The 18,992-nt window shown below is 71.6% G+C and carries 15 protein-coding genes and 2 tRNA genes; 5 read left to right on the top strand and 12 right to left on the bottom strand.

The window, feature by feature from the left end:
• Positions 1-12: 12 nt before the first annotated feature.
• From ABZT14_RS06720 to ABZT14_RS06705, 4 genes are all read right to left on the bottom strand, one after another.
• A tRNA-Met gene (locus ABZT14_RS06720) sits at positions 13-86 on the bottom strand.
• A gap of 93 nt (positions 87-179) precedes the next feature.
• The gene (locus tag ABZT14_RS06715) at positions 180-1,988 is read right to left on the bottom strand and encodes a tetratricopeptide repeat protein (RefSeq protein ID WP_356297970.1); all 1,809 of its coding nucleotides are present in this window, start codon (positions 1,986-1,988) and stop codon (positions 180-182) included.
• A gap of 260 nt (positions 1,989-2,248) precedes the next feature.
• A tRNA-Met gene (locus ABZT14_RS06710) sits at positions 2,249-2,322 on the bottom strand.
• A 72-nt stretch (positions 2,323-2,394) separates the two neighbouring features.
• Positions 2,395-5,328 carry a UPF0182 family protein gene (locus ABZT14_RS06705; protein WP_356297969.1) on the bottom strand — a complete coding sequence of 978 codons (2,934 nt, stop codon included), beginning with the start codon at positions 5,326-5,328 and terminating at the stop codon, positions 2,395-2,397.
• A 121-nt stretch (positions 5,329-5,449) separates the two neighbouring features.
• Here ABZT14_RS06705 and ABZT14_RS06700 point away from each other — a divergent pair, with 121 nt between their 5' ends.
• On the top strand, positions 5,450-6,013 hold the full coding sequence (locus ABZT14_RS06700; RefSeq protein WP_356297967.1) for a PPA1309 family protein: 564 nt from the start codon (positions 5,450-5,452) through the stop codon (positions 6,011-6,013).
• A gap of 58 nt (positions 6,014-6,071) precedes the next feature.
• Here ABZT14_RS06700 and ABZT14_RS06695 read toward each other — a convergent pair whose 3' ends face one another.
• The 4 genes from ABZT14_RS06695 to ABZT14_RS06680 all read right to left on the bottom strand — a co-directional run bounded on the left by ABZT14_RS06695 (position 6,072) and on the right by ABZT14_RS06680 (position 9,328).
• A complete protein-coding gene (locus tag ABZT14_RS06695) occupies positions 6,072-7,175 on the bottom strand; it encodes a PDZ domain-containing protein (protein ID WP_356297965.1) in 1,104 nt (367 codons plus the stop codon).
• A gap of 25 nt (positions 7,176-7,200) precedes the next feature.
• Positions 7,201-7,464 (bottom strand): hypothetical protein, encoded by a 264-nt coding sequence (locus ABZT14_RS06690; RefSeq protein ID WP_356297963.1) that lies wholly within the window; start codon positions 7,462-7,464, stop codon positions 7,201-7,203.
• 226 nt (positions 7,465-7,690) lie between these two features.
• Positions 7,691-8,146, bottom strand: a complete 456-nt coding sequence (locus ABZT14_RS06685; RefSeq protein WP_356297961.1) for a molybdenum cofactor biosynthesis protein MoaE — start codon at positions 8,144-8,146, stop codon at positions 7,691-7,693.
• A gap of 84 nt (positions 8,147-8,230) precedes the next feature.
• A complete protein-coding gene (locus ABZT14_RS06680) occupies positions 8,231-9,328 on the bottom strand; it encodes an SDR family oxidoreductase (RefSeq protein ID WP_356297959.1) in 1,098 nt (365 codons plus the stop codon).
• Positions 9,329-9,455: 127 nt separating this feature from the next.
• Between ABZT14_RS06680 and ABZT14_RS06675 the strand changes: the two genes are divergently transcribed.
• Both ABZT14_RS06675 and ABZT14_RS06670 read left to right on the top strand, forming a co-directional pair.
• Positions 9,456-11,003: a zinc-dependent metalloprotease gene (locus ABZT14_RS06675; RefSeq protein WP_356297958.1), complete on the top strand. Its 1,548-nt coding sequence runs from the start codon at positions 9,456-9,458 to the stop codon at positions 11,001-11,003.
• Positions 11,000-11,557, top strand: a complete 558-nt coding sequence (locus tag ABZT14_RS06670) for an NUDIX hydrolase (protein ID WP_356297956.1) — start codon at positions 11,000-11,002, stop codon at positions 11,555-11,557. The genes ABZT14_RS06675 and ABZT14_RS06670 overlap by 4 nt, the downstream gene beginning before the upstream one ends.
• A 55-nt stretch (positions 11,558-11,612) precedes the next feature.
• Here ABZT14_RS06670 and ABZT14_RS06665 read toward each other — a convergent pair whose 3' ends face one another.
• From ABZT14_RS06665 to ABZT14_RS06650, 4 genes are all read right to left on the bottom strand, one after another.
• Positions 11,613-12,374 carry an AIM24 family protein gene (locus ABZT14_RS06665; protein ID WP_356297954.1) on the bottom strand — a complete coding sequence of 254 codons (762 nt, stop codon included), beginning with the start codon at positions 12,372-12,374 and terminating at the stop codon, positions 11,613-11,615.
• A 15-nt stretch (positions 12,375-12,389) separates the two neighbouring features.
• Positions 12,390-13,073 carry an AIM24 family protein gene (locus tag ABZT14_RS06660; protein WP_356297953.1) on the bottom strand — a complete coding sequence of 228 codons (684 nt, stop codon included), beginning with the start codon at positions 13,071-13,073 and terminating at the stop codon, positions 12,390-12,392.
• 11 nt (positions 13,074-13,084) lie between these two features.
• Positions 13,085-14,767: a TerD family protein gene (locus ABZT14_RS06655; RefSeq protein ID WP_356297951.1), complete on the bottom strand. Its 1,683-nt coding sequence runs from the start codon at positions 14,765-14,767 to the stop codon at positions 13,085-13,087.
• A gap of 88 nt (positions 14,768-14,855) precedes the next feature.
• Positions 14,856-15,359, bottom strand: coding sequence for a M48 family metallopeptidase (locus ABZT14_RS06650; RefSeq protein WP_356298552.1), 504 nt, complete (start codon positions 15,357-15,359; stop codon positions 14,856-14,858).
• Between the two features lie 296 nt (positions 15,360-15,655).
• Here ABZT14_RS06650 and ABZT14_RS06645 point away from each other — a divergent pair, with 296 nt between their 5' ends.
• Together ABZT14_RS06645 and ABZT14_RS06640 are read left to right on the top strand one after the other, a co-directional pair.
• Positions 15,656-16,834, top strand: a complete 1,179-nt coding sequence (locus ABZT14_RS06645) for a ThiF family adenylyltransferase (protein ID WP_356297949.1) — start codon at positions 15,656-15,658, stop codon at positions 16,832-16,834.
• A gap of 50 nt (positions 16,835-16,884) precedes the next feature.
• Entirely contained in the window at positions 16,885-18,279 is a 1,395-nt protein-coding gene (locus tag ABZT14_RS06640; RefSeq protein WP_356297947.1) for an AarF/ABC1/UbiB kinase family protein, read from the top strand.
• Positions 18,280-18,992 lie beyond the last annotated feature (713 nt).

The raw sequence follows: 18,992 nt of genomic DNA, 5'->3' as shown, positions 1-18,992 counted from the left end.
CCTCTCTCCAAGTAGCGGGGACAGGATTTGAACCTGCGACCTCTGGGTTATGAGCCCAGCGAGCTACCGAGCTGCTCCACCCCGCGTCGTTGTGTGCCCTTACAGTAACCGCCGCCGGGCGGCCGACGCAAATCCGTTGCGCACCGGCCGCCCCACCCCTCTGACCAGGGCGGTACGGCTCAGGCCGACAGGTCCTCGCACAGGGCTTCCCGCAGCCGCGCGGCCCGCTCGGCGACCTCGGCCGGGCCCAGTTCCACGGCCCGGGCGCACCACCGGCGCCCCTCGTCCAACTCCCCCACCCGGGCGTGGATCAGCGCCAGCCGCAGGGCGGCCCGGCCGTGGCCGGCCTCCGCCGCGCGCCGCCACCACAGCACCGCCTCCGGCTCGGCGCCTTCCCGGGCCAGCAGCAGGCCCAGGTTGAAGGCGCCGTGCGGGCTGCCGGCCTCGGCGGCCGTGCGGTACCAGTGGGCGGCGTCCACCAGGCGGCCCTGGTCCGCCGCGTGGATGCCCAGGCGCACCTGGGCCCGACGGTGCCCCTGGTGGGCCGCCCGCTCGTACCACTCCTCGAACTCCTGGGGCCGCTCCTCCCGAACCTCCAGTCCGTCCAGTCCCTCGCGACCGCCGTGCCGGCTCTCCAGCAGTGCGCCCAGCCGGAAGGCTCCCTCCACGCTGCCTCCGCCGGCCGCGCAGCGCAGGTGCCGTTCGGCACCCTGCGGGTCGCCCTCGGCCAGCAGGGCCATGCCCTCCTGGAGGGCGGCCTCCGCGTGGCCGGAGGCGGCGGCGCGCTGGTACCAACGGCGGGCCACCTCGGTCTCGCCCCGACCGCCGTACAGGATGCCGAGGTTGAACGAGGCGTCCACGCTGCCGGCCTCGGCCGCCTTGGAGAACCAGGGCTCGGCCCCCTCTGCGTCGCCCCGCTGCAACAGCAGCACCGCCAGGGCGTTGGCGGCCTCGCGGTGGCCGGCGTACGCGGCCCTGCGGTACCACTGCTCGGCCTGCGAGGCCCGCCCCTGGGCCGCGCAGAGCAGGCCCAGGTTGAAGGCGCCGTTGTCGTCGCCGGCGTCCAGGGCGGCGAGGTACCACCGCTCGGCGGCCTGCCGCTCCCCCCGGGCCGCGTGCAGGGCGCCCAGGGCGTTGGCGGCGTTGCCGTCCCCCTTCTCGGCGGCCCTGCGCCACCACCGCGCGGCACCGGACTCGTCGCCGGCGTCCCGCAACAGGAACCCCAGGGCGCAGGCGGCCCGGGGCTCGCCCTGCTTGGCGGAGGTCAGGTACCAGCGGCGGGCCTCCTTCGACTCGCCCCGGTTCTCCAGGATCAGGCCCAGCTGGAGCGCCGCACGACCGTGCCCCCGGGCGGCGGCCTGGCGGTACCACTGCTCGGCCTCCGCCAGCTGCTCCTCGGCCTCCCCGGCGCCTCCCGCCACCGGTACGGGGCCCGAAGTGCCCCGCGTGGGGCCGGGGTCGGCCTCGGCGCGCTCCCGGAGGATCTGGGCCACCCGGTACGCGGCCTCGCGGTGCCCCTGTTCGGCGGCGCGGCGGAACCAGGACTCGCCGCTCTCCTCGCCGCGGTGCTCCAAGAGGTCGCCCAGGGCGTAGGAACCCAGCGCGTGCCCGGAGTTGGCGGACTGGCGCAGCCAGTACTCGGCACCGGGCTCGTCGCCGGTCTCGCGGTAGTGCCGGCCGAGGGCGTGTGCCGCGGCGGCCGAACCGGCCACCGCCGCTATCCGCCACCAGCCGGCGGCCTCGTCCGGCCGGCCGCGCTGGTGCAGCAGTACGCCGAGGTTGTTGGCGGCAGCGCGGTCACCGGCGGAGCTGGCCGCGCGCAGTGGGGCCTCGGCTCCGTCGAGGTCACCGCGCCTGAGGAGGCCCGCGCCCAGTTGACTGAGCGCGGCGGGATCAGGGTTCGGAGGCAGGACGGGGGCAGAGGCGGCGGTGTTCTCGCCGACCTCGCTCACCGAGCCCACCGAGGCGGTGGTTGTCTCGTCCCCCATGAATCCCATCGTCGCATCACCCGCAACCCGCGTACATCTGGATAAACCACACGGCTAGATAGGTCACTACAGCGTTTTGTCGATTTCCCGACAGGGAGACTACTCAAACTCCTGGGGGCGATGGGTTCTTGGAGATTCGTGTTCCGAACTTCCCACTCGCCGGCGGGACTTGGGGAAACAGCTGTGCGCATCCGACGGGAACGACGAGGAACGACAAGAGGGGCCCGGATCCTGATCGGATCCGGGCCCCTCTCTCCAAGTAGCGGGGACAGGATTTGAACCTGCGACCTCTGGGTTATGAGCCCAGCGAGCTACCGAGCTGCTCCACCCCGCGTCGTTGTGTGTCTTAACAGTACACCACCCGCAGGGGTGCCCCTGACCACCCTCGGCCAGGGGCACCACGGGCTCAGTCGTTCTTCTCGCTGTTGCCCTTCTGGTCGTCCGCGGCCTTCTGTTCGGCGTCCGCCGCCTTCTTCAGCGCGGCCCGCAGATCCTTCTGGGCCTTGCCGTAGGCGTCCCAATCCGGCGGGTTCTTCGACAGTGCCTTCTGGCTACGGTCGAAGGCGCCCTGTGCCTCCTTCAGCGCCGCGTCCACCGAGGGCGAGCCGGGCGAGTCCGGTGGCTGCTCGGTGTCGCCGTCGGAATCGCCGTCACCGTCACCGCCTCCGTCGTCCTTGACCCCGAACACCTTGTCCAGAGCCTGGCCGAGGGTGTCCTCGAAGGCCGTCTTCTTGCCGTAGGTCACCAACACCTTCCGCAGCAACGGGAAGTCACTGCCGGCGCCCCGGACGTAGACCGGCTCCACGTAGAGCAGTCCGCCTCTGAGGGGCACGGTCAGCTGGTTGCCGTACTCGACCTCGGAGTCGCCTCTCTTCAGGATGTTGATCTTGTCGGCGATGGTCGCGTTGGAGTTGAACTGGCTCTGCACCTGACTCGGGCCGTACACCGGGGAGTTGGGTGGCAGTTTCAACATGCGGATCTTGCCGTAGTCCGAACTTCGGGCGTCGGCGACCACGGCCATGTAGGCCCCGAGGTTCTCTCTCCGGTTGGGTTCGAAGGTCGTGGTCAACGAGAACTTCTGCGCCTTCTGGTCCGGCATCTGGAGGGACAGGTAGTACGGAGGCACGGAGTTGCCACGGTTGGTGGGGTCGTCCGGCACCTGCCAGCGCTCACTGCCGCTGTAGAACTGGGTGGGCGAGGTGACGTGGTAGCGGGTCAGCAGCTCACGCTGCACCTTGAACAGGTCCTGCGGGTACCGCAGGTGGTCCATCAACTCGTCGCTGATCTCGCTCTTCGCCTTCACCGTGCCCGGGAAGGCCTTCTTCCAGGTCTTCAGCACCGGGTCCTTCTCGTCCCAGGTGTACATCTCCACTGATCCGTCGTAGGCGTCGACCGTGGCCTTCACCGAGTTGCGGATGTAGTTGACGTGGTTCTCCTGGGCGATCACCGAGCGCTGGCCGTCCTGGGTCAGCGAGTCGGAGGTGGTGTCCCCGAGGGTGGTGCGGGAGGCGTAGGGGTAGCCGTTGGTCGTGGTGTACGCGTCCACGATCCACTTGACCTTGCCCTTCACCACCGCCGGATACGGGTCGCCGTCGATGGTCAGCCAGGGCGCCACCGCCTCCACCCGCTCCTTGGGGGTGCGGTTGTAGAGGATGCGCGAGCCCTCACCGATCGCTCCCGAGTACAGGAACTGGGGCTCGCTGAACGTCACCGCGTAGGCGGCGCGGTTCAGCGGGTTGGCGAGGTTGACCCCGCTCTTGCCCTTGTAGGTGTAGGTCTTCTCGCCCTTGTCGTCGGCGTAGTCGATCTCCTTGCCGCTGCCGACGATGGAGTACTGGCTGGTCTTCTCGCCGTAGTAGATACGGGGCTGGTACTTGCCCAGCTCGCCCTTGGGCGGCAGGTCCCGCTCGGTGTAGTCCGGGCCGCCGTCCTCACCGATGCTGGTGCCCTTGCCGGCGACCATGCCGTACCCGTGGGTGTAGCGGAAGTGGTCGTTGATCCAGTTGCGCTCCGGGATGCCCTGGATGTTCAGCTCCCGCAGGCCCACCACGGTGTCCTGCTCCTTGCCCTTGGACTCGTAGCGGTCGATGTCCAGGGTGGCGGGGAAGCCGTAGTACCCACGCACCTGTTGCTGCTGCTGGAAGGTGGGCGAGACCACGTTGGGGTCGAGCAGACGGATGCTGGCCGTGGTGTTGGCGGCCTTCCGCAGCTCCTCGTTGGAGTCGGGGCTCTTGCCCGAGTAGTCCTTCACGTCCGAGTCGCCGATGTCGTAGGCGTCCCGGGTGGCCTTGATGTTCTTCTTGATGTACGGCGCTTCCTTGGCCTGCTCGTTCGGCTTGACCTGGAACTGCTGCACCAGGGCCGGGTAGACCCCGCCGATCAGGATGGCCGAGAGCACCATCAGCCCGAAGCCGATCACCGGCAGCTGCCAGGTCCGCCGCCACAGGGTGGCGAAGAACAGGACCGCGCAGATCAGCGCGATGCAGAACAGGATGGTCTTGGCCGGCAGATAGGCGTTGGCATCCACATAGCGCAGGCCCGTCCAGTCAGCCGTCCAGTCCTCGGTGGCCTTGAAGCCCCCGGACTTCACCGCCAGGCTGTACCGGTCCAGCCAGTACGCGACGGCCTTCAGGGCGACGAACACACCGATCAGCACCGACAGGTGGCTGGTGGCCTGCGCGGTGGCCCGGGAACCGGGGCTGGTCAGCCGCAGCCCGCCGTAGAGGTAGTGCACCAGCGCCGCCGCGATCAGCGAGATCACCGTGGCCGCGAAGCCGAAGCTCAACAAGAAGCGGTACCACGGGAGATCGAAGGCGTAGAACGAGACGTCCTTCCCGAACTGCGGATCCTTCTGCCCGAACGGGACACCGTTGATCCACATCAGCCAGGTGCGCCACTGGCTGGCAGCGGAGGCACCGGAGATCAGCGCGACCAGGGCGGTGACCCCCAGCAGGATCCACTTCTTGTACGGGGCGATCCCCATCCGGTAGCGGTCGAGGTTCTGCTGCTCCAGCGACATCGCGCTCAACGGCGGGCGCAGCCGGTGGGCCAGCCAGATGTTCAGCCCTACGGCCACACCCATCAGCAGACCGAAGATGACGAACATCGCCGTCTTGGTGAGCAGGGTCTTGGTGAAGACCGAGCTGTAGTCGACGGACCGGTACCACAACCAGTCCGTCCAGAACCCGGCGAACATCACGAACAGCATCACGATGACGGCCAGCACCCCGGCCGTCATCAACAGCGTCCGGGCACGCCGCGATGGTCGTCTCACTCTGATCCGTGGCCCGGTGGGGCCGCCTGAGCCCCGGTCCGGCATCTGGAAAGCCAAGGTGCGCACCTCGAAAGTCGCTACGGGAAAACGCAAAACACGGCCCCTCGCACAGGGACCTCACTACATGCAACTTAACCAAGCTTTACTCAGTTCCCGGTTCCGGGGTCAAAGCCGGCACGATATGGGCATGAACGAACCGCATCACGACGGCGCGCCCGTCGCCGCCCAACCGCTCACCCGTGCCGTCCTGGAGATCGACACCTACGTCTCCGGTCTCGGCTGGGACCTCCCCCCACGGCTGTTCGCCCTGGTGGACACCGCCAGCCTGCGCGGTCAGGAACCCGCGCTCGCCCGCCAACTCGGCCTGGACGAGGGGGAGTCGGCCCCCGAGGGGTCGCTGACCCCCATCGAGCAGGAGGAGCTGCCGTCGGGCACTCCACTGGACGAGTTCCTCGGCACCATCGCCTGGCCCGACGCCGTCACCGGGTGCGCGCTCACCCTCGAACGGCTGATGCTGCCGCCCTCCGTGGAGGACTCCGTACCCGAGGACCTCAGCGACGAACAGCTGGCCCGCTGGGTGGCCGAACACCCCGAGCGGCAGGAGGTACGGATGACCGTGGCCGTACTGCGGGACGGGGGACGGGAGTCGGCGTTGCGGCTGCGGGAGAAGGACAGCCCCCAGGAGGTGCTGACCGGGCCGGACCTGGTGCCCGGGCTGGCGGAGGCGCTGGGCGCCACCTTCGCGGAGTGACACCGGTGGGGGCGCACCGACCACGGCGCGCCCCCACGGGTTCCGATCTGCTGGTGCCTCAGCCGCCGCACTTCGGGATGGCCGAGGAGTCCTTGTCCCGGATGCCCTTCAACGCGTCCAGGGCGTCCTCGATGGTGTCCACCTTGACCAGGGTCAGCCCGCCCGGCTTGCCCTTGGCGGCGGTGGCGCAGTTGTCCTCGGGGGTGAGGAAGTAACGGGCGCCGGCCTTCCGGGCGGCGATGGTCTTCATCCGTATGCCGCCGATGGCCCCGACCTTGCCCTCGTCGTCGATGGTGCCGGTGCCGGCCACGAAGGCACCGCCGGTCAGGTCGGTCTTCTGGAGCTTGTCCACGATGCCCAGCGCGAACATCAACCCGGCGCTGGGGCCGCCCACGTCGGCCAGCTTGATCTTGATGGGGAACGGGAAGGTGTGGTCCACGCCGGACTCGATGCCCACCATGGCGCGCTTGCGGTCGTCGGGGGCGGGAGCAGTCCGCACCGTCACCCGGGACTCGTCACCGCGCGGGGGCTCCTTGCCGGCCTTCTCCGCCGCCTTCGCCTTGGACACCGGCACCACGGTGAACCGCACCTGCTGTCCGGGACGGTGCTTGGTCACCAGCCGCCGTACGTCCTGCGGTTGGTTGACCCGCTGGCCGTCCACCGCGCGGATCACGTCCCCGGCGTGCAGCTTCCCCTGGGAGGGGCTGTCCTTCACGACCGAGGAGACCACCACGCGGGCGCGGACCTTCTCCCCGACCTGGCGCAGGGCCGCCACCTTGGCGCTCTCCTGGGACTGGCTGAACTCCTCGGCGTTCTGCTTGTCGACCTCGCTGGCCGAGCGGTCGTCCGGGTACAGCGTCTCGTACGGGACCACCACGTCGTCGTGGGCCAGCCAGCCGGCCACCGCCTCGACCAGGTGCATCCGGTAGTCGGCCGGGGTGACGCTGACCGTGGTCATGTTGAGGTTGCCGGTCGTGGAGTTGATCCGCTTGTCGTCCCGCCCGGGGAAGCTGAGCACCGGCTCGCCCCCGTGTTTGCCGAGGGTGTTGACCGTGGGCCCGGGGGACATCTCCGCGTAGGGCACCTTGATCAGCAGCGCCGCGGCGATCAGGACTATGAGGACGAGCGTCGAGGTGAGCATCGTGGCGGTCCGGCGTGGCATGGCACGACAGTACGGGACACGCCTGTCAGTCGCCCTGCTGGGCTCCCCCCGAGGAAACGGAGCCCTGCGCCGCCAGCGGCTGCGCCGGTGCCTCGTCCCGGTCGTCGGAGCCGTTCACCGAAGTCGAGGAGCGTGGGCGTTCCATGGCCTGCCGAAAGCGTTCGTAACCAGCGACGCCGGAGACGTCCGAGCCGTGGTGCGTGGCCTTGCGCCGCGAGGCCCAGCTCGCCCACAAACTGGCACTCAGCGCCGCGATCAGTGGAATCAGCAACCAGGAGACTGCCGCCATTGTTGACCTCCCGAGCCGTCAGGTTTGCCGTATCAGTTCGGCTTACCGTCGATGAGCAGATTAACCATCCGCGAACTCAACGCTGGGGTGGGGTCCAGGGTTCTGCAACCGCGGTGGGGTCATGCGTTCGCCGCATCCGTCGGCACCTAGACGGCCGAACAACCCCAGTCTACGGGGGCCTTGAGCGGAACAACGGAGCGGGGGCGGTCACGATTCAGCAAGCGGTTCAGCAGGCTCCGACCCACTCCTGGGTACCGTCCTCGAAGGTCTGGTGCTTCCAGATCGGCACCCGTTCCTTGAGGTCGTCGATCAGTCGGCGACTGGCCGCGAACGCCTCCGCGCGGTGCGGACAGGACACCGCCACCACCACCGCCAGGTCCCCCACCCTCAGCTCGCCCACCCGGTGGACGGCGGCCAGCGCGCGCACCGGGAAGTCCGCCGCGACCTTCTCCGCGACCTCCCGCAGCACCTGTTCCGCACCGGGGTGGGCGGAGTAGGCCAGAGCGGTGACCGGTGGCCGGCCCTCACCGTCGTGATCGCGCACCGTGCCCACGAACAGGGCGGTGCCGCCCGCCGCGTCGTCACCGACCGCCGCGAACACCTCGTCCACGGACAGCGGGGCCTCCCTCAGGGCGACCAGCCGCAGCGGTTCGCCCTCTACGTGGTCGTGGGTGCCTGCCATGCCCTCATGCTGCCGCATCCACCGGGCGGAGCGGAAACCACCGGCCCCCACGGAGTGGGTCCGGGCCCCGCAGGCGCGGCCGGGTCACAGGCGCCGTCGGGCCTTCCGGGCCCGGCGCACCAGGGCGGCAGTGCCCAGCAGCGCCACAGTGGCGCCGGCCGCCCCGGCGGCGGTGGCGTCCTTGCGGCCCAGCCGGCGTCCGGCGACCGTGTGCCGGCCGGCGACCTCCTCCATCAGCGCGGCCAGCACCTCCTCGTTGGTCCAGGACGGCCGCCACCCGGCCTCGTGCAGTCGGGAGCCGCTCACCACCCAGGGGTGCATGGTGTACGCCAGGTCGCCGGCCGGTGAGGGGGTCAGCCCGATCCGGTGCAGCCGGGAGGCGGCGCCCAGGGCCACGGTGGAGGGCAACTCCATGCGGCGGATACCACTCAGCTCCTCCACCTCCTCCTGCTCCAGCCAGCCGTCGCAGCCGACGGCCACCTCCCCGGTGACCTTCTCCAGAGCCGCGTACTCCAGGGCGCTGACCAGGTCCTCGACGTGACAGAACTGCCAGCAGGGGCGGGAGTCGGCGACCACCAGCAGCCGGGGTGACTCGAAGTACCGGGTCAGGGCGCTGTCCACCCCGCCGACCAGCATCGCCGGGCGGACCACCGTCACCTCCAGCCCCGGGTGGGCGCGGCGGGCCCTGCGGGCGAGCCGCTCGACCTCCAGCAGGTCCCCGACGGTGGTGGCGTCGGCGGTGGCACGGAGTTCGGCGTCCTCCAGCAGCGGCACCTCGTTGTCCGGGTGCGCCCCGTAGACCATGGCCGAGGTGCACAGCACCACCCGGCGTACCCCGGCCGCCGCGGCGGCAGTCAGTACGGTCTGGGTGCCGCGCACGTTGTAGGCGGTGCGCTCGGCGGGGTGGGACTCCAGGTCCACGTCCATGGCCAGGTGCACCAGTACGTCGGCCGGCTCGCCCTCGCGGCGCAGCCGCTCGGCCAGGGCCGGATCCCGTACGTCGACCACCTGCCACTCGGCCTCCGCGACCTCGCCCCGGCGGTCGTCGATGGCCAGTACGCGCTTGACCTCCTCGGAGGCCACCAGCCTCCGGGTCAGCAGCGCTCCCACCCCCGAGGCCGCACCTGTCACCGCGACGAGGGGGGTTCGCGCAGCGCGAACGTTGTTTTCGGAGGAACTCACCGAGGGTCTCCAGCGGTTGGCTCTAGTACAAGGACGCAGGCACCATCCTGCCCGAGAGTGTCTAGGCTGGAGGCATAGCCCAGCGGACGCTTTGGATCGCGACCCCGACACAGAGCCGAGGAATCCCGTGAGTGACACCCCATTCGGATTTGGCGTACCTCCCGAGGAGCCCGAGGACGGGGACGGACGCGACAAGCGCGAGGGCAAGGGCGGTGGCCAGGGTCAGAACCCCTTCGGGTTCGGTGGCCCCGGACAGCCCGGCCCGGACAACCCGCTGGCGGCCATGTTCGGCTCGCTCGGCGGGGCCGGGGGGATGGACCCCAACGACCTGGGTGCCGCCTTCCAGCGGCTCGGACAGATGTTGAGCTACGAGGGCGGGCCGGTCAACTGGGACCTCGCCCAGGACATCGCCCGCCAGACGGTGGCCGCCGGCGCCCAGGACGGCAGCAAGGACTCCAGCGTCACCCCCGGTGAACGGTCCACCGTCGAGGAGGCGGTACGGCTGGCGGACCTGTGGCTGGACGGTGCCACCTCCCTGCCCTCCGGCTCGCACACCGCCGTGGCCTGGAGCCGGGCGGAGTGGGTCGAGGCCACCCTGCCGGTGTGGCGCGAACTGGTGGACCCGGTCGCCGAGCGGGTGGGCACCGCCATGGGCGACGTGCTGCCCGAGGAGATGCAGGCCATGGCCGGCCCGCTGATCGGGATGATGCGTTCCATGGGTGGCGCCATGTTCGGCACCCAGATCGGGCAGGCCCTGGGCACGCTGGCCGGCGAGGTGGTGGGCTCCACCGACGTGGGGCTGCCACTGGGGCCGGAGGGCAAGGCGGCACTGCTGCCGGTGAACGTCCGGGCGCTGGGCGAGGGGCTCGGGGTGCCGCAGGACGAGGTGCGGCTGTACCTGGCGTTGCGGGAGGCCGCCCACCAGCGGCTGTTCGCCCACGTACCGTGGCTGCGCTCGCACCTGTTCGGCGCGGTCGAGGGGTACGCCCGGGGCATCAAGGTCGACACCTCCAAGCTGGAGGACGTGGTCGGCCAGCTCGACCCACAGCACCCCGAGGAGCTTCAGGAAGCCCTCCAGCAGGGCATGTTCCAGCCCGAGGACACCCCCGAACAGAAGGCCGCACTGGCCCGGTTGGAGACCGCGCTCGCGCTGGTCGAGGGCTGGGTGGACGCGGTGGTGCACCAGGCCGCCGAACCCCACCTCCCCTCCGCCTCCGCCCTGCGGGAGACCCTGCGCCGACGGCGCGCCACCGGGGGGCCGGCCGAGCAGACCTTCGCCTCCCTGATCGGGCTGCGCCTGCGGCCCCGCCGACTGCGGGACGCCTCCCGGCTGTGGGCCTCGCTGGCCGACGCCCGGGGGGTGGACGGCCGGGACGCCCTGTGGGAGCACCCGGACATGCTGCCCACCGCCGGGGACCTGGACGACCCCGACGGCTTCGTCCACCACGAGCAGCCGGACTTCACCGAGCTGGACAAGCTGCTGGGGGACGCCGCCCGGGAGGGTGACCGGCTGTCCAAGGACCAGGGCCCGTCCGGTGGAGGGGGCACCGGCCCCGAGGCCCCCGGGGCCCGGGGCGAGGACCCGCGCGACGGCGACGAGAACGGCCGTGACAACAAGAGCGACAACAAGAGCGACAACAACAGCGACGACGGCGACAACGGCGGGAAGCGTTGAGCCTGGCGGAGGAAGCCCGGCGGACCCTGACGGACTGGTCCGCCCCGGACCCGGTGCAGGACGACCTGCGCCGGGCCTACCTGGACCACCTGGAACGGCACCCGGACGGGATGTGGCGGCGCTGCGCGTCCGGCCACCTCACCGGGAGCGCGCTGGTGGTGGACCCGGCCGGGGAACGCGTACTCCTCACCCTGCACCGGAAGTTGGGGATGTGGCTGCAGATGGGCGGCCACTGCGAGGAGGGGGACCGCGACCTGGCGGGGGTGGCGCTGCGCGAGGCCGAGGAGGAGTCCGGTATCGCCGGGCTGCGGCTGTTGGAGGGCGGTCCGGTGCGGCTGGACCGGCACGACACGCCCTGCGCCTGGCACCTGGACGTGCAGTACGCCGCCCTGGCCCCGGCCGGGGCGACCCCGACGATCAGCGAGGAGTCCCGGGACCTGCGCTGGTTCGGCTACCCGGAGGTGGCCTCGGTGGCCGACGCGTCGGTGGTGGCCCTGGTGGAGGCCACCCGGGAGTTGCTGGACCGCCGGGGCGCCTCCCCGACGGCGGGCTGACGAGGCTGGTGGCCCGTCCCGGGTGGGGGTGACCCCTTCCGGGACGGGCCCTCGGTCAGCGGTTGCTCCAGATGTTGCCCTGGTTCTGGCCGGCCGCGCCCTGCTGGCCCATGCCGTACTGGGCGCGGATGCCCTGGCCGATGTCGGCCACCTGGGGCGGGAGTTGCTCGCTGGGCTGGACCAGGGCGAAGCCCTCGCCCATGAAACTCAGCTCCCAGCCCTCGCCGGTCTGGCCCCGACGACGGCGGATGCTCTGGGAACTGGTCTGCGCCTGCATCTGGACGCGCAGGGAGTTGGACCAGGCGACCACCGCGTCGGCGTCGGCGTTGACGTAGGCGTCCGGCCGCACCTGGAGCATCAGCGGCTGGCCGGAGGTCATCAGGGCGACCTTGCCGGAACCGGTGATGCTGAGGTTGTAGGCGCCGGTGCCGGAGATGCCGAACTGGCTGTCCACGGCAATCACCTCCCAGTGCAGGGAGGAGTCCATGGCCAGCACGTAGGCGCTGTCCACGGTGAGGCCCTGGTGGTCCACGTCCACCAGGTGCACGTACTGGGCGAGGTTGGCCAGGTAGACGGTGCCCTGCCCGGAGCAGCGCATCAGGTCCAGGCCCTCGCCGGTGTGGCGGCGGGCCTGCCGGCGTTGCCGGCTGACGTACTCGGCGTCGAACTCCAGCAGCCCCTGGTACGCCACCATGGCCCCCTTGCGGGCCAGCACGTCCTCGTGCCCGGTGAGGGCGACCCGCAGCAACTGCGGGTTCTGGAGGGCGAACCGGTCCTCGGTCTGCACCTCGGTGAAGCCGAACAGTGAACTCTGCATCGTCGTCTCTCCCCCTCAGCCCCGGATACGGATGCGGTCGGTGCTGTCCTCGCTGGGCTGGACCACCACGAAGCCCTCCCCGGAGAAGGCGATCTGGTACGCCTCGCCACTGCCCCGGCCGATCAGGGCGCCGGCCTTCATACTGCGCTTGCCCTTCATCTTCAGGCCGGTGGACCAGGCGACCAGGGCGTCGGGGTCCACGTAGGTCTCGTCCTCCCCACCTCCGCAGCGCACCACGATGGGGGTACCGCGTGAGGTGAGGGCGACCCAACCGGTGCCGGAGACACCGACGTTGAACAGTCCCTGGCCGGCGAACTTGGCCAGTCCCTTGACCCGCTCCACGCCCCACTGGAGGTGGGCGTCGAAGGCGAGCAGGTTGCTGCCGTTGACCGAGAGGGAGTCGTTGGCGAGGTTGAGGCAGACGACGTCGGCCCCGTAGTCGGCGAGGTAGAGCAGGCCGTCGCCGCTGCACTTCATCAGCGGGGCGCGCTCCCCGGACAGCCACTGGGAGGCCATCTGGCGCACCGCCGGCGGGTTGGCCTCGTACTGCACGAAACCCTCGTAGGCGATCATCGAACCGGGTCGGGCGAACAGGTCCTGTCCGCTCTGCATGGCGACCCGCACCATGTGCGAGCCGTGGTTCTCCATGCGGGCGGACACCGGGGCGGGGGCGAAGCCCGCGATGGTGGGTTGGTTCATGACGGGCTCCCTCAGACCTCGTACGGCTGGACGACGATGAAGTTGCCGGGGGCGCCCCGGAACTGGAGGTTGACGCTCTCCCCGCTGTCGCCGGGATAGGCGTTGCGCCGCATACGGACCTGGCTGGTGACGATCACCTGCGAGCCGGCCGACCAGGCGATGATGGCCTGGGCGTCGGCGAAGGTGGTGGGGGTGACCGGGAGGACCACCGGGCTGCCCTGGGTCTTGACCACCACGGTGCCGGTGCCCTGGAACTGCATGGTGAACAGCGCCCCGCCGGGGATGCCGTGGCCCTCGATACGCCGGACCTCGTGCTGGAGGGACTCGTCGAAGGCCAGCACGTTGTCGGCGGAGACGCAGATGGCGTCGCCCTGGAGTTCCACCGGGTGCACATGGGCGGAGTTCTCGGCGAAGAACACCTGACCACGGCCGGTGCAGCGCATCAGCTGCATCTCCTGGCCGGTGGCGTTGCCGACGATGCGGCCCCGGAAACCGGCGCCCTTGTAGGAGAAGTCGACCTTGCCCTGGTAGAGCACCATGCTGCCCTGGCGGGCCAGCACCGGCTGTCCGTCCACGCCCAGGTCGGCGCGGATCAGCGCGGAGTTCTGGAGCGTCCAGCGCTGTCCGGTCGGCACCTCCTTGAACCGCTCCAACACCACTCCCATACCGGCCGCCGGCCCCTGCGGGACCTGGGGCGCCGCCGCCTGCTGGCCGAAGGGGTTGGCCATCGGCTGCCCCGGCGCCTGGTGCGGCACCCCGCCGGGTGCCTGGGGGGCGGGGGCGTACGGATTGGTGGGCGCCTGCTGGCCCGGCTGGCCCGGTGCCTGCGGGGCGGGCGCGTACGGGTTGGTCGGGGCCGGCTGACCTGGCTGGCCCGGCGCCTGCGGCGGACCCGGGGGCTGGCCGTAACCGGGCGGGGCCGCACCGGGGGGCGCCATGGGGGCGACCACGGTGGGCTGGCTGTGCGGGTCGGGGGCGGGCGACGGAGCGGCGGGGGTACCGAAGGCCGGCGCCGGGGGCTGGGGGGCCGGAGCCGCCTGGGGCTGCTGGGGCGGGGGCGGGGCCGCGCCACCGGGCGGCGGGGCGAAGCCGGGCGCGGGCCCACCCGGAGGGGCGAACCCCGGTTGCGCGCCGGCCTGTTGGGGCGCGGGCTCGGGCTCGGACTCCTCCAGCACCTCCCCGCCGAAGTTCTTCAGCAGGGCGTCCAGACCACCGTCGAAGCCCTGGCCCACGGCGGCGAACCGCCAGACGTCCTTGCGGTAGAAGTCGCCGAGCATCACGGCCCGTTCGGTGCTGAACTCCGCACCGTCGAACGGATACCGCGCGACCTCCTCACCACCGGCGACGATCCGCAGATAGCCCGGAGCGATCTGGGACATCTGGCCGCCGCCGTCGAGGGTGGCGGTGAAGGACAGCTTGTGGATGTTCTCCGGGACCCGGTCCAGCGTCACCCGGAAGGAATCGGTGTCCCCCGCCTGCGGGCCGAGCTGCTGGATCGACTCCTCGGGGGACTTGGGCTGGTTGAAGAAGACGAAGTACCGGTCATCGGAGAGCCGTTCCTCGGCGTCGAGCCCGAAACAGCTGATGTCGAAGGTCAGACCCGGCCCCGAGATCTGCACCCCGACGTACAGATCCGTCCCCGCCGTGAGGTCACTGACCTTGGCCTTGTGTCCGCGCTGGAATTCCCTGGCCATACGTAACGACCGTCCCCCGTCCCTGTGCGTACCGAAGTGTGTCGCGCAAGGCTAACCCGAGGCGGTGACCCGGGAGGGTGAGAGTCCTTCAGTCCTCGGAGGGCACGGACCGGCGCTCCGCCTCCGTGACCCCCTCCAGGAAACCCCGGGCCCGCTCGGTGCGGGGATAGGAGTCCAACAGCCGCCAGAAGTCCGGCCCGTGGCCGGGCACCAGCAGGTGCGCCAGCTCGTGCAGCAGCACGTAGTCCCGCACGTACTCGGGCATGGACTGGAGCCGGTGGGACAGCCGGATGGTGCCCTCGGACGGGGTGCAGGAACCCCAGCGGGTGTTCTGGTTGGTCACCCACCGCACCGACCGGGGGTGCGCCCGCCCGTCGAGGTAGCGCCGGGAGAGCTGTTCGGCCCGCTCCGCCAGCTCGGTGTCGCCCAGCTGGCTCCGCCGTTCCTGGGCGGCCAGCTTCTCCAGCATCACGCCCACCCACTTCCGCTCCTCCTTGGCGGACATCCGCGCGGGGATGAGGACCACGGTGCGGTCGCCCTCGCGGTAGGCGGAGACGGTGCGCCTCCGGCGGGCGCTACGTCGCACCTCCACACCGCCCCGCGAGGCGGCCGGAGAGTCGGGGGGCGCCTGGGGCGACGGGGCGGTGTGGCGCGGCTGGTCACTGCTTCGGGGGTCCACGGACACGCCTCGACGTTACCCGCTGTGCTGGCCAAAGTCCCACTACAAGCCGCATAACGGGAGGAAGCGCCCACGCGGTGGCGGTCACCGTCCACGATCCGTACGACTAACGGTGCCGCCTGTGGACAACGCCCGACGCGCACCCGGCCTGATGGTCCACGCTGACCCCGAGGACGACCACGGGGGAAGGGACACGAGCGGTGCACCCGATGATCAAGCCGCAGCTCCGACGGGCCTGGCGGGACCACACGACCCTGCAGTACGGGGTCACCCCAGCGCACGCCCGGCTGCTGGGGCCCCTGGACCAACGGATGACGGACTTCCTGCGACTGCTGGACGGCACCCGGCACCGCGCCCGGCTCCGACTGGACGCCCAGCCCCTGGGGCTGACCACCCGGGAGGTCGACCGGTGGCTGGACCGGCTCTGCCACGCCGGCCTGGTGGAGGACGCCCACGGCCAGCACACCGCCCGAGCCGAGTTCGGCCCCCGGCTGCACCCCGACCTCAGCGCCCTGTCGCTGCGGCACCCCACACCCGGCGGCGCCGCCGACACCCTCCGCGCCCGGGCCGGCGCCCTGGTGGTGGTGCGCGGCGCCGGACGGGTGGGCGCCCAGGTCGCGGCGGCGCTCTCCTCCTCCGGGGTCGGGGCCGTGGAGGTCACCGACACCGGACGCGTCGACCCCTGGGACCTCGCCCCGGCGGGCCTGAGCCCCGAGCAGACCGGACACCAGCGGGCGCCGGCCGCCCGTCGTACGGTGCGCCGGCACCGCCCCGACCCGGGCCCCGGTCCAGACCGCGACCACGCACGCGACCGCCCCGACCCGGCCCGCCTCGTCCCCGGGCCCCGCCGCTCCCCCAGGTCCCGGGGCCGTACGGAGCGGACCGCGCAACTGGTGGTCCTCGCCCCCAGGGAGGGCCTGGACGCCTACTCCCCCTGCGTGCCCTCGGCGCGAGAGCTGCTGTCGACCGGGGTGCCCCACCTGTACGCCGGGGTGCTGGAGGGCACCGGGGTGGTGGGCCCGCTGGTGCTGCCCGGTCGCAGTCCCTGCGGGGAGTGCCTGTTCCGGCAGCGGGCCGACTCCAGTCCGGGCTGGGGACCTCTGGTCGCCCAGTGGCGTACGCCGCGCCGGCCCCCTCGCGGGGCCCCGGCCTGTGACACCGCGCTGGCCATGGTGGTGGCCGGGTTCGCCGCCTCCCTCGCGCTGAGCCTGCTGGACGGGGAGGGCACCTGGGGCACCGGCCGCCAGCACCGGCTGGACTCCCCCGCCCCGGTCCCCGAGACCGAGACCTTCGACGCCCACCGGGAATGCGGATGTGGTGCCGCTTTGGTAGCGGAACCCGTCCCGGCGTCCACGGAGAAGGCCGGAGACAGCACAATGGCCACGTAGCGGCAACCTCCGGGGGGCTGTCCGGTCGGTTCAGGGAGTTGGAGGGGCGAATGTCTGATCTACCCCGCAAGGCGGTCACCCGTACGGCCAGGCTGGCCACACTGCCCCTGGGCTACGCGGGTCGGGCGACCTGGGGTCTGGGCAAGCGGCTGGGCGGGATCTCCTCCGACCTGGTCGGGCAGCAGATCCAGCAGCGTACGGCGGACCAGCTGTTCCGCGTCCTGGGGGAGCTCAAGGGCGGGGCCATGAAGGTCGGGCAGGCGCTGTCGGTCTTCGAGTCGGCGCTGCCGGAGGAGGTGGCCGGCCCCTACCGCGCGGCGTTGACCAAGTTGCAGGAGGCGGCTCCGGGAATGCCGACCGCCTCGGTGCACGCCGCCCTGGCCCAACGGCTGGGCGAGGACTGGCGGGAACTCTTCCGGGAGTTCGAGGACGAGCCGGCCGCCGCCGCGTCCATCGGCCAGGTGCACCGCGCGGTGTGGCACGACGGCCGGCCGGTCGCGGTGAAGTTGCAGTACCCGGGCGCCGGGCCCGCCCTGCTCTCGGACCTCCAGCAACTCGGGCGGTTCGCCGGGCTGTTGGGGCCGTTGGTGCCGGGCATGGACGTCAAGCCGTTGCTGGCGGAGCTGCGGGAGCGGATCAGCGAGGAGCTGGACTACTCCCTGGAGGCCGAGGCGCAGCGGGCCTACGCCGAGGAGTTCGCCCAGGACCCGGACGTACTGATCCCGGACGTGGTGCACCAGGCGAACGAGGTGCTGGTCACCGAGTGGCTGTCCGGTACGCCCCTGTCCGAGGTCATCAGGGACGGCGACGAACGCCAACGGGACCGTGCCGGGCAGTTGTTGGCGCGCTTCCTGTTCGCCGGCACCGCCCGTACGGGGCTGCTGCACGCCGACCCGCACCCCGGGAACTTCCGCCTGGTGATGGAGGGCGACGACCCGGAGCACTGGCGGCTGGGCGTGATGGACTTCGGCACCGTCGACCGCCTGCCGGAGGGGCTGCCGCCCACCATCGGCTGGGTGCTGGAGATGGCGCTCGCCGGTGAGGCCGAGGAGGTGTACGCCCAGCTGTGCGAGGAGGGGTTCGTCAAGGAGACCATCGACCTGGACCCGGTGGGCGTACTGGACTACCTGCTGCCGCTGATCGAACCGGCGGCCGTGGACGGCTTCGCCTTCGACCGCGCGTGGATGCGCGCCCAGGCCGGCCGGCTCGCCGACACCCGCTCCCCCGCCCACCAGTTGGGCCGCCAGCTCAACCTGCCCCCCTCCTACCTGCTGATCCACCGGGTCACACTGAGCACCATCGGGGTGCTGTGCCAGCTCGGGGCGACGGTCAACCTCCGGGCCGAGCTGATCGACTGGCTGCCGGGCTTCCTAGAGGAGGAGTACGCCCGCCTGGCCGAGGAGGACGGCACCGGAGAGGACAGCGTCGACCCGCGTTCCGCCTGATTCCCTCCGCCAGGTCCACCAGAGGGCTCGCTTTCCGTCGTACGGGCACCAGTCCGTAGGGGGCGACAGCCGTACCGGTGGGCTTCGGGTGCACGGGGGCGCGCACGGGCGTACGGGGGGACACGGACAACTCCGTTGCCGGTGCCGGGGTTGGCCCCGCCCGCCGCCGCGTGAGGGTGGGCGGCATACGGGACCAGGGGACGGTGCCGCGAGGTCGCGGCGTCCCGAGCGTCCCGGGAAGAGGGGCCGGTACCACTCGTCCAGGGGCCGGTCGACCACTGGGCGCCCGCCTCCACGGTGACGTGCCCCCGGGGAAGGCGGCCCACTTCCGGTACGTGGTCCGCCCACGTCACGACGAGCGGGGCAACGAGTCCTTCCCCTGAAGCAGCGCGGCAGGCCTCCTCGGGCGGAGGGTCGGGGCACACCGAAAAGGAACCGCCCACCACCACGGCCGGTGGAGGGCGGGCGACGAACCGGCAGCCGGTGCCCACCCCCGTCGGGCACCGGCCGACCACCGGGCGGCCACCTCGGCGGCACCCCGGTTCCGCACGACGGTGGGCCGGCCCACCAGGGGCCGACCCACCGTGCGATCACCGACTCCGATCGGGAACGGTCAGCGGCACACGGCCCTGACCAGCACCCTTCGCGCCCTCAACGAGGCCCGCTCGGCCCGGCGTTGCACCCGTGCCATGGTGCCCGGGCCGTGCCCCGGA

The sequence above is a fragment of the Streptomyces sp. NPDC005438 genome, from assembly GCF_040606315.1.
Classification (GTDB): Bacteria; Actinomycetota; Actinomycetes; order Streptomycetales; family Streptomycetaceae; genus Streptomyces.
This window is presented reverse-complemented; position numbering and strand designations above follow the sequence as displayed.

Bases quoted from the DNA above. Each gene is read 5' to 3' on its own strand.
- ABZT14_RS06715 (WP_356297970.1), bottom strand. From the start codon at position 1,988: ATGGGGGACGAGACAACCACCGCCTCGGTGGGCTCGGTGAGCGAGGTC.
- ABZT14_RS06700 (WP_356297967.1), top strand. From the start codon at position 5,450: ATGAACGAACCGCATCACGACGGCGCGCCCGTCGCCGCCCAACCGCTC.
- ABZT14_RS06695 (WP_356297965.1), bottom strand. From the start codon at position 7,175: ATGCCACGCCGGACCGCCACGATGCTCACCTCGACGCTCGTCCTCATA.
- ABZT14_RS06690 (WP_356297963.1), bottom strand. From the start codon at position 7,464: ATGGCGGCAGTCTCCTGGTTGCTGATTCCACTGATCGCGGCGCTGAGT.
- ABZT14_RS06685 (WP_356297961.1), bottom strand. From the start codon at position 8,146: ATGGCAGGCACCCACGACCACGTAGAGGGCGAACCGCTGCGGCTGGTC.
- ABZT14_RS06665 (WP_356297954.1), bottom strand. From the start codon at position 12,374: ATGCAGAGTTCACTGTTCGGCTTCACCGAGGTGCAGACCGAGGACCGG.
- ABZT14_RS06660 (WP_356297953.1), bottom strand. From the start codon at position 13,073: ATGAACCAACCCACCATCGCGGGCTTCGCCCCCGCCCCGGTGTCCGCC.
- ABZT14_RS06655 (WP_356297951.1), bottom strand. From the start codon at position 14,767: ATGGCCAGGGAATTCCAGCGCGGACACAAGGCCAAGGTCAGTGACCTC.
- ABZT14_RS06645 (WP_356297949.1), top strand. From the start codon at position 15,656: ATGATCAAGCCGCAGCTCCGACGGGCCTGGCGGGACCACACGACCCTG.
- ABZT14_RS06640 (WP_356297947.1), top strand. From the start codon at position 16,885: ATGTCTGATCTACCCCGCAAGGCGGTCACCCGTACGGCCAGGCTGGCC.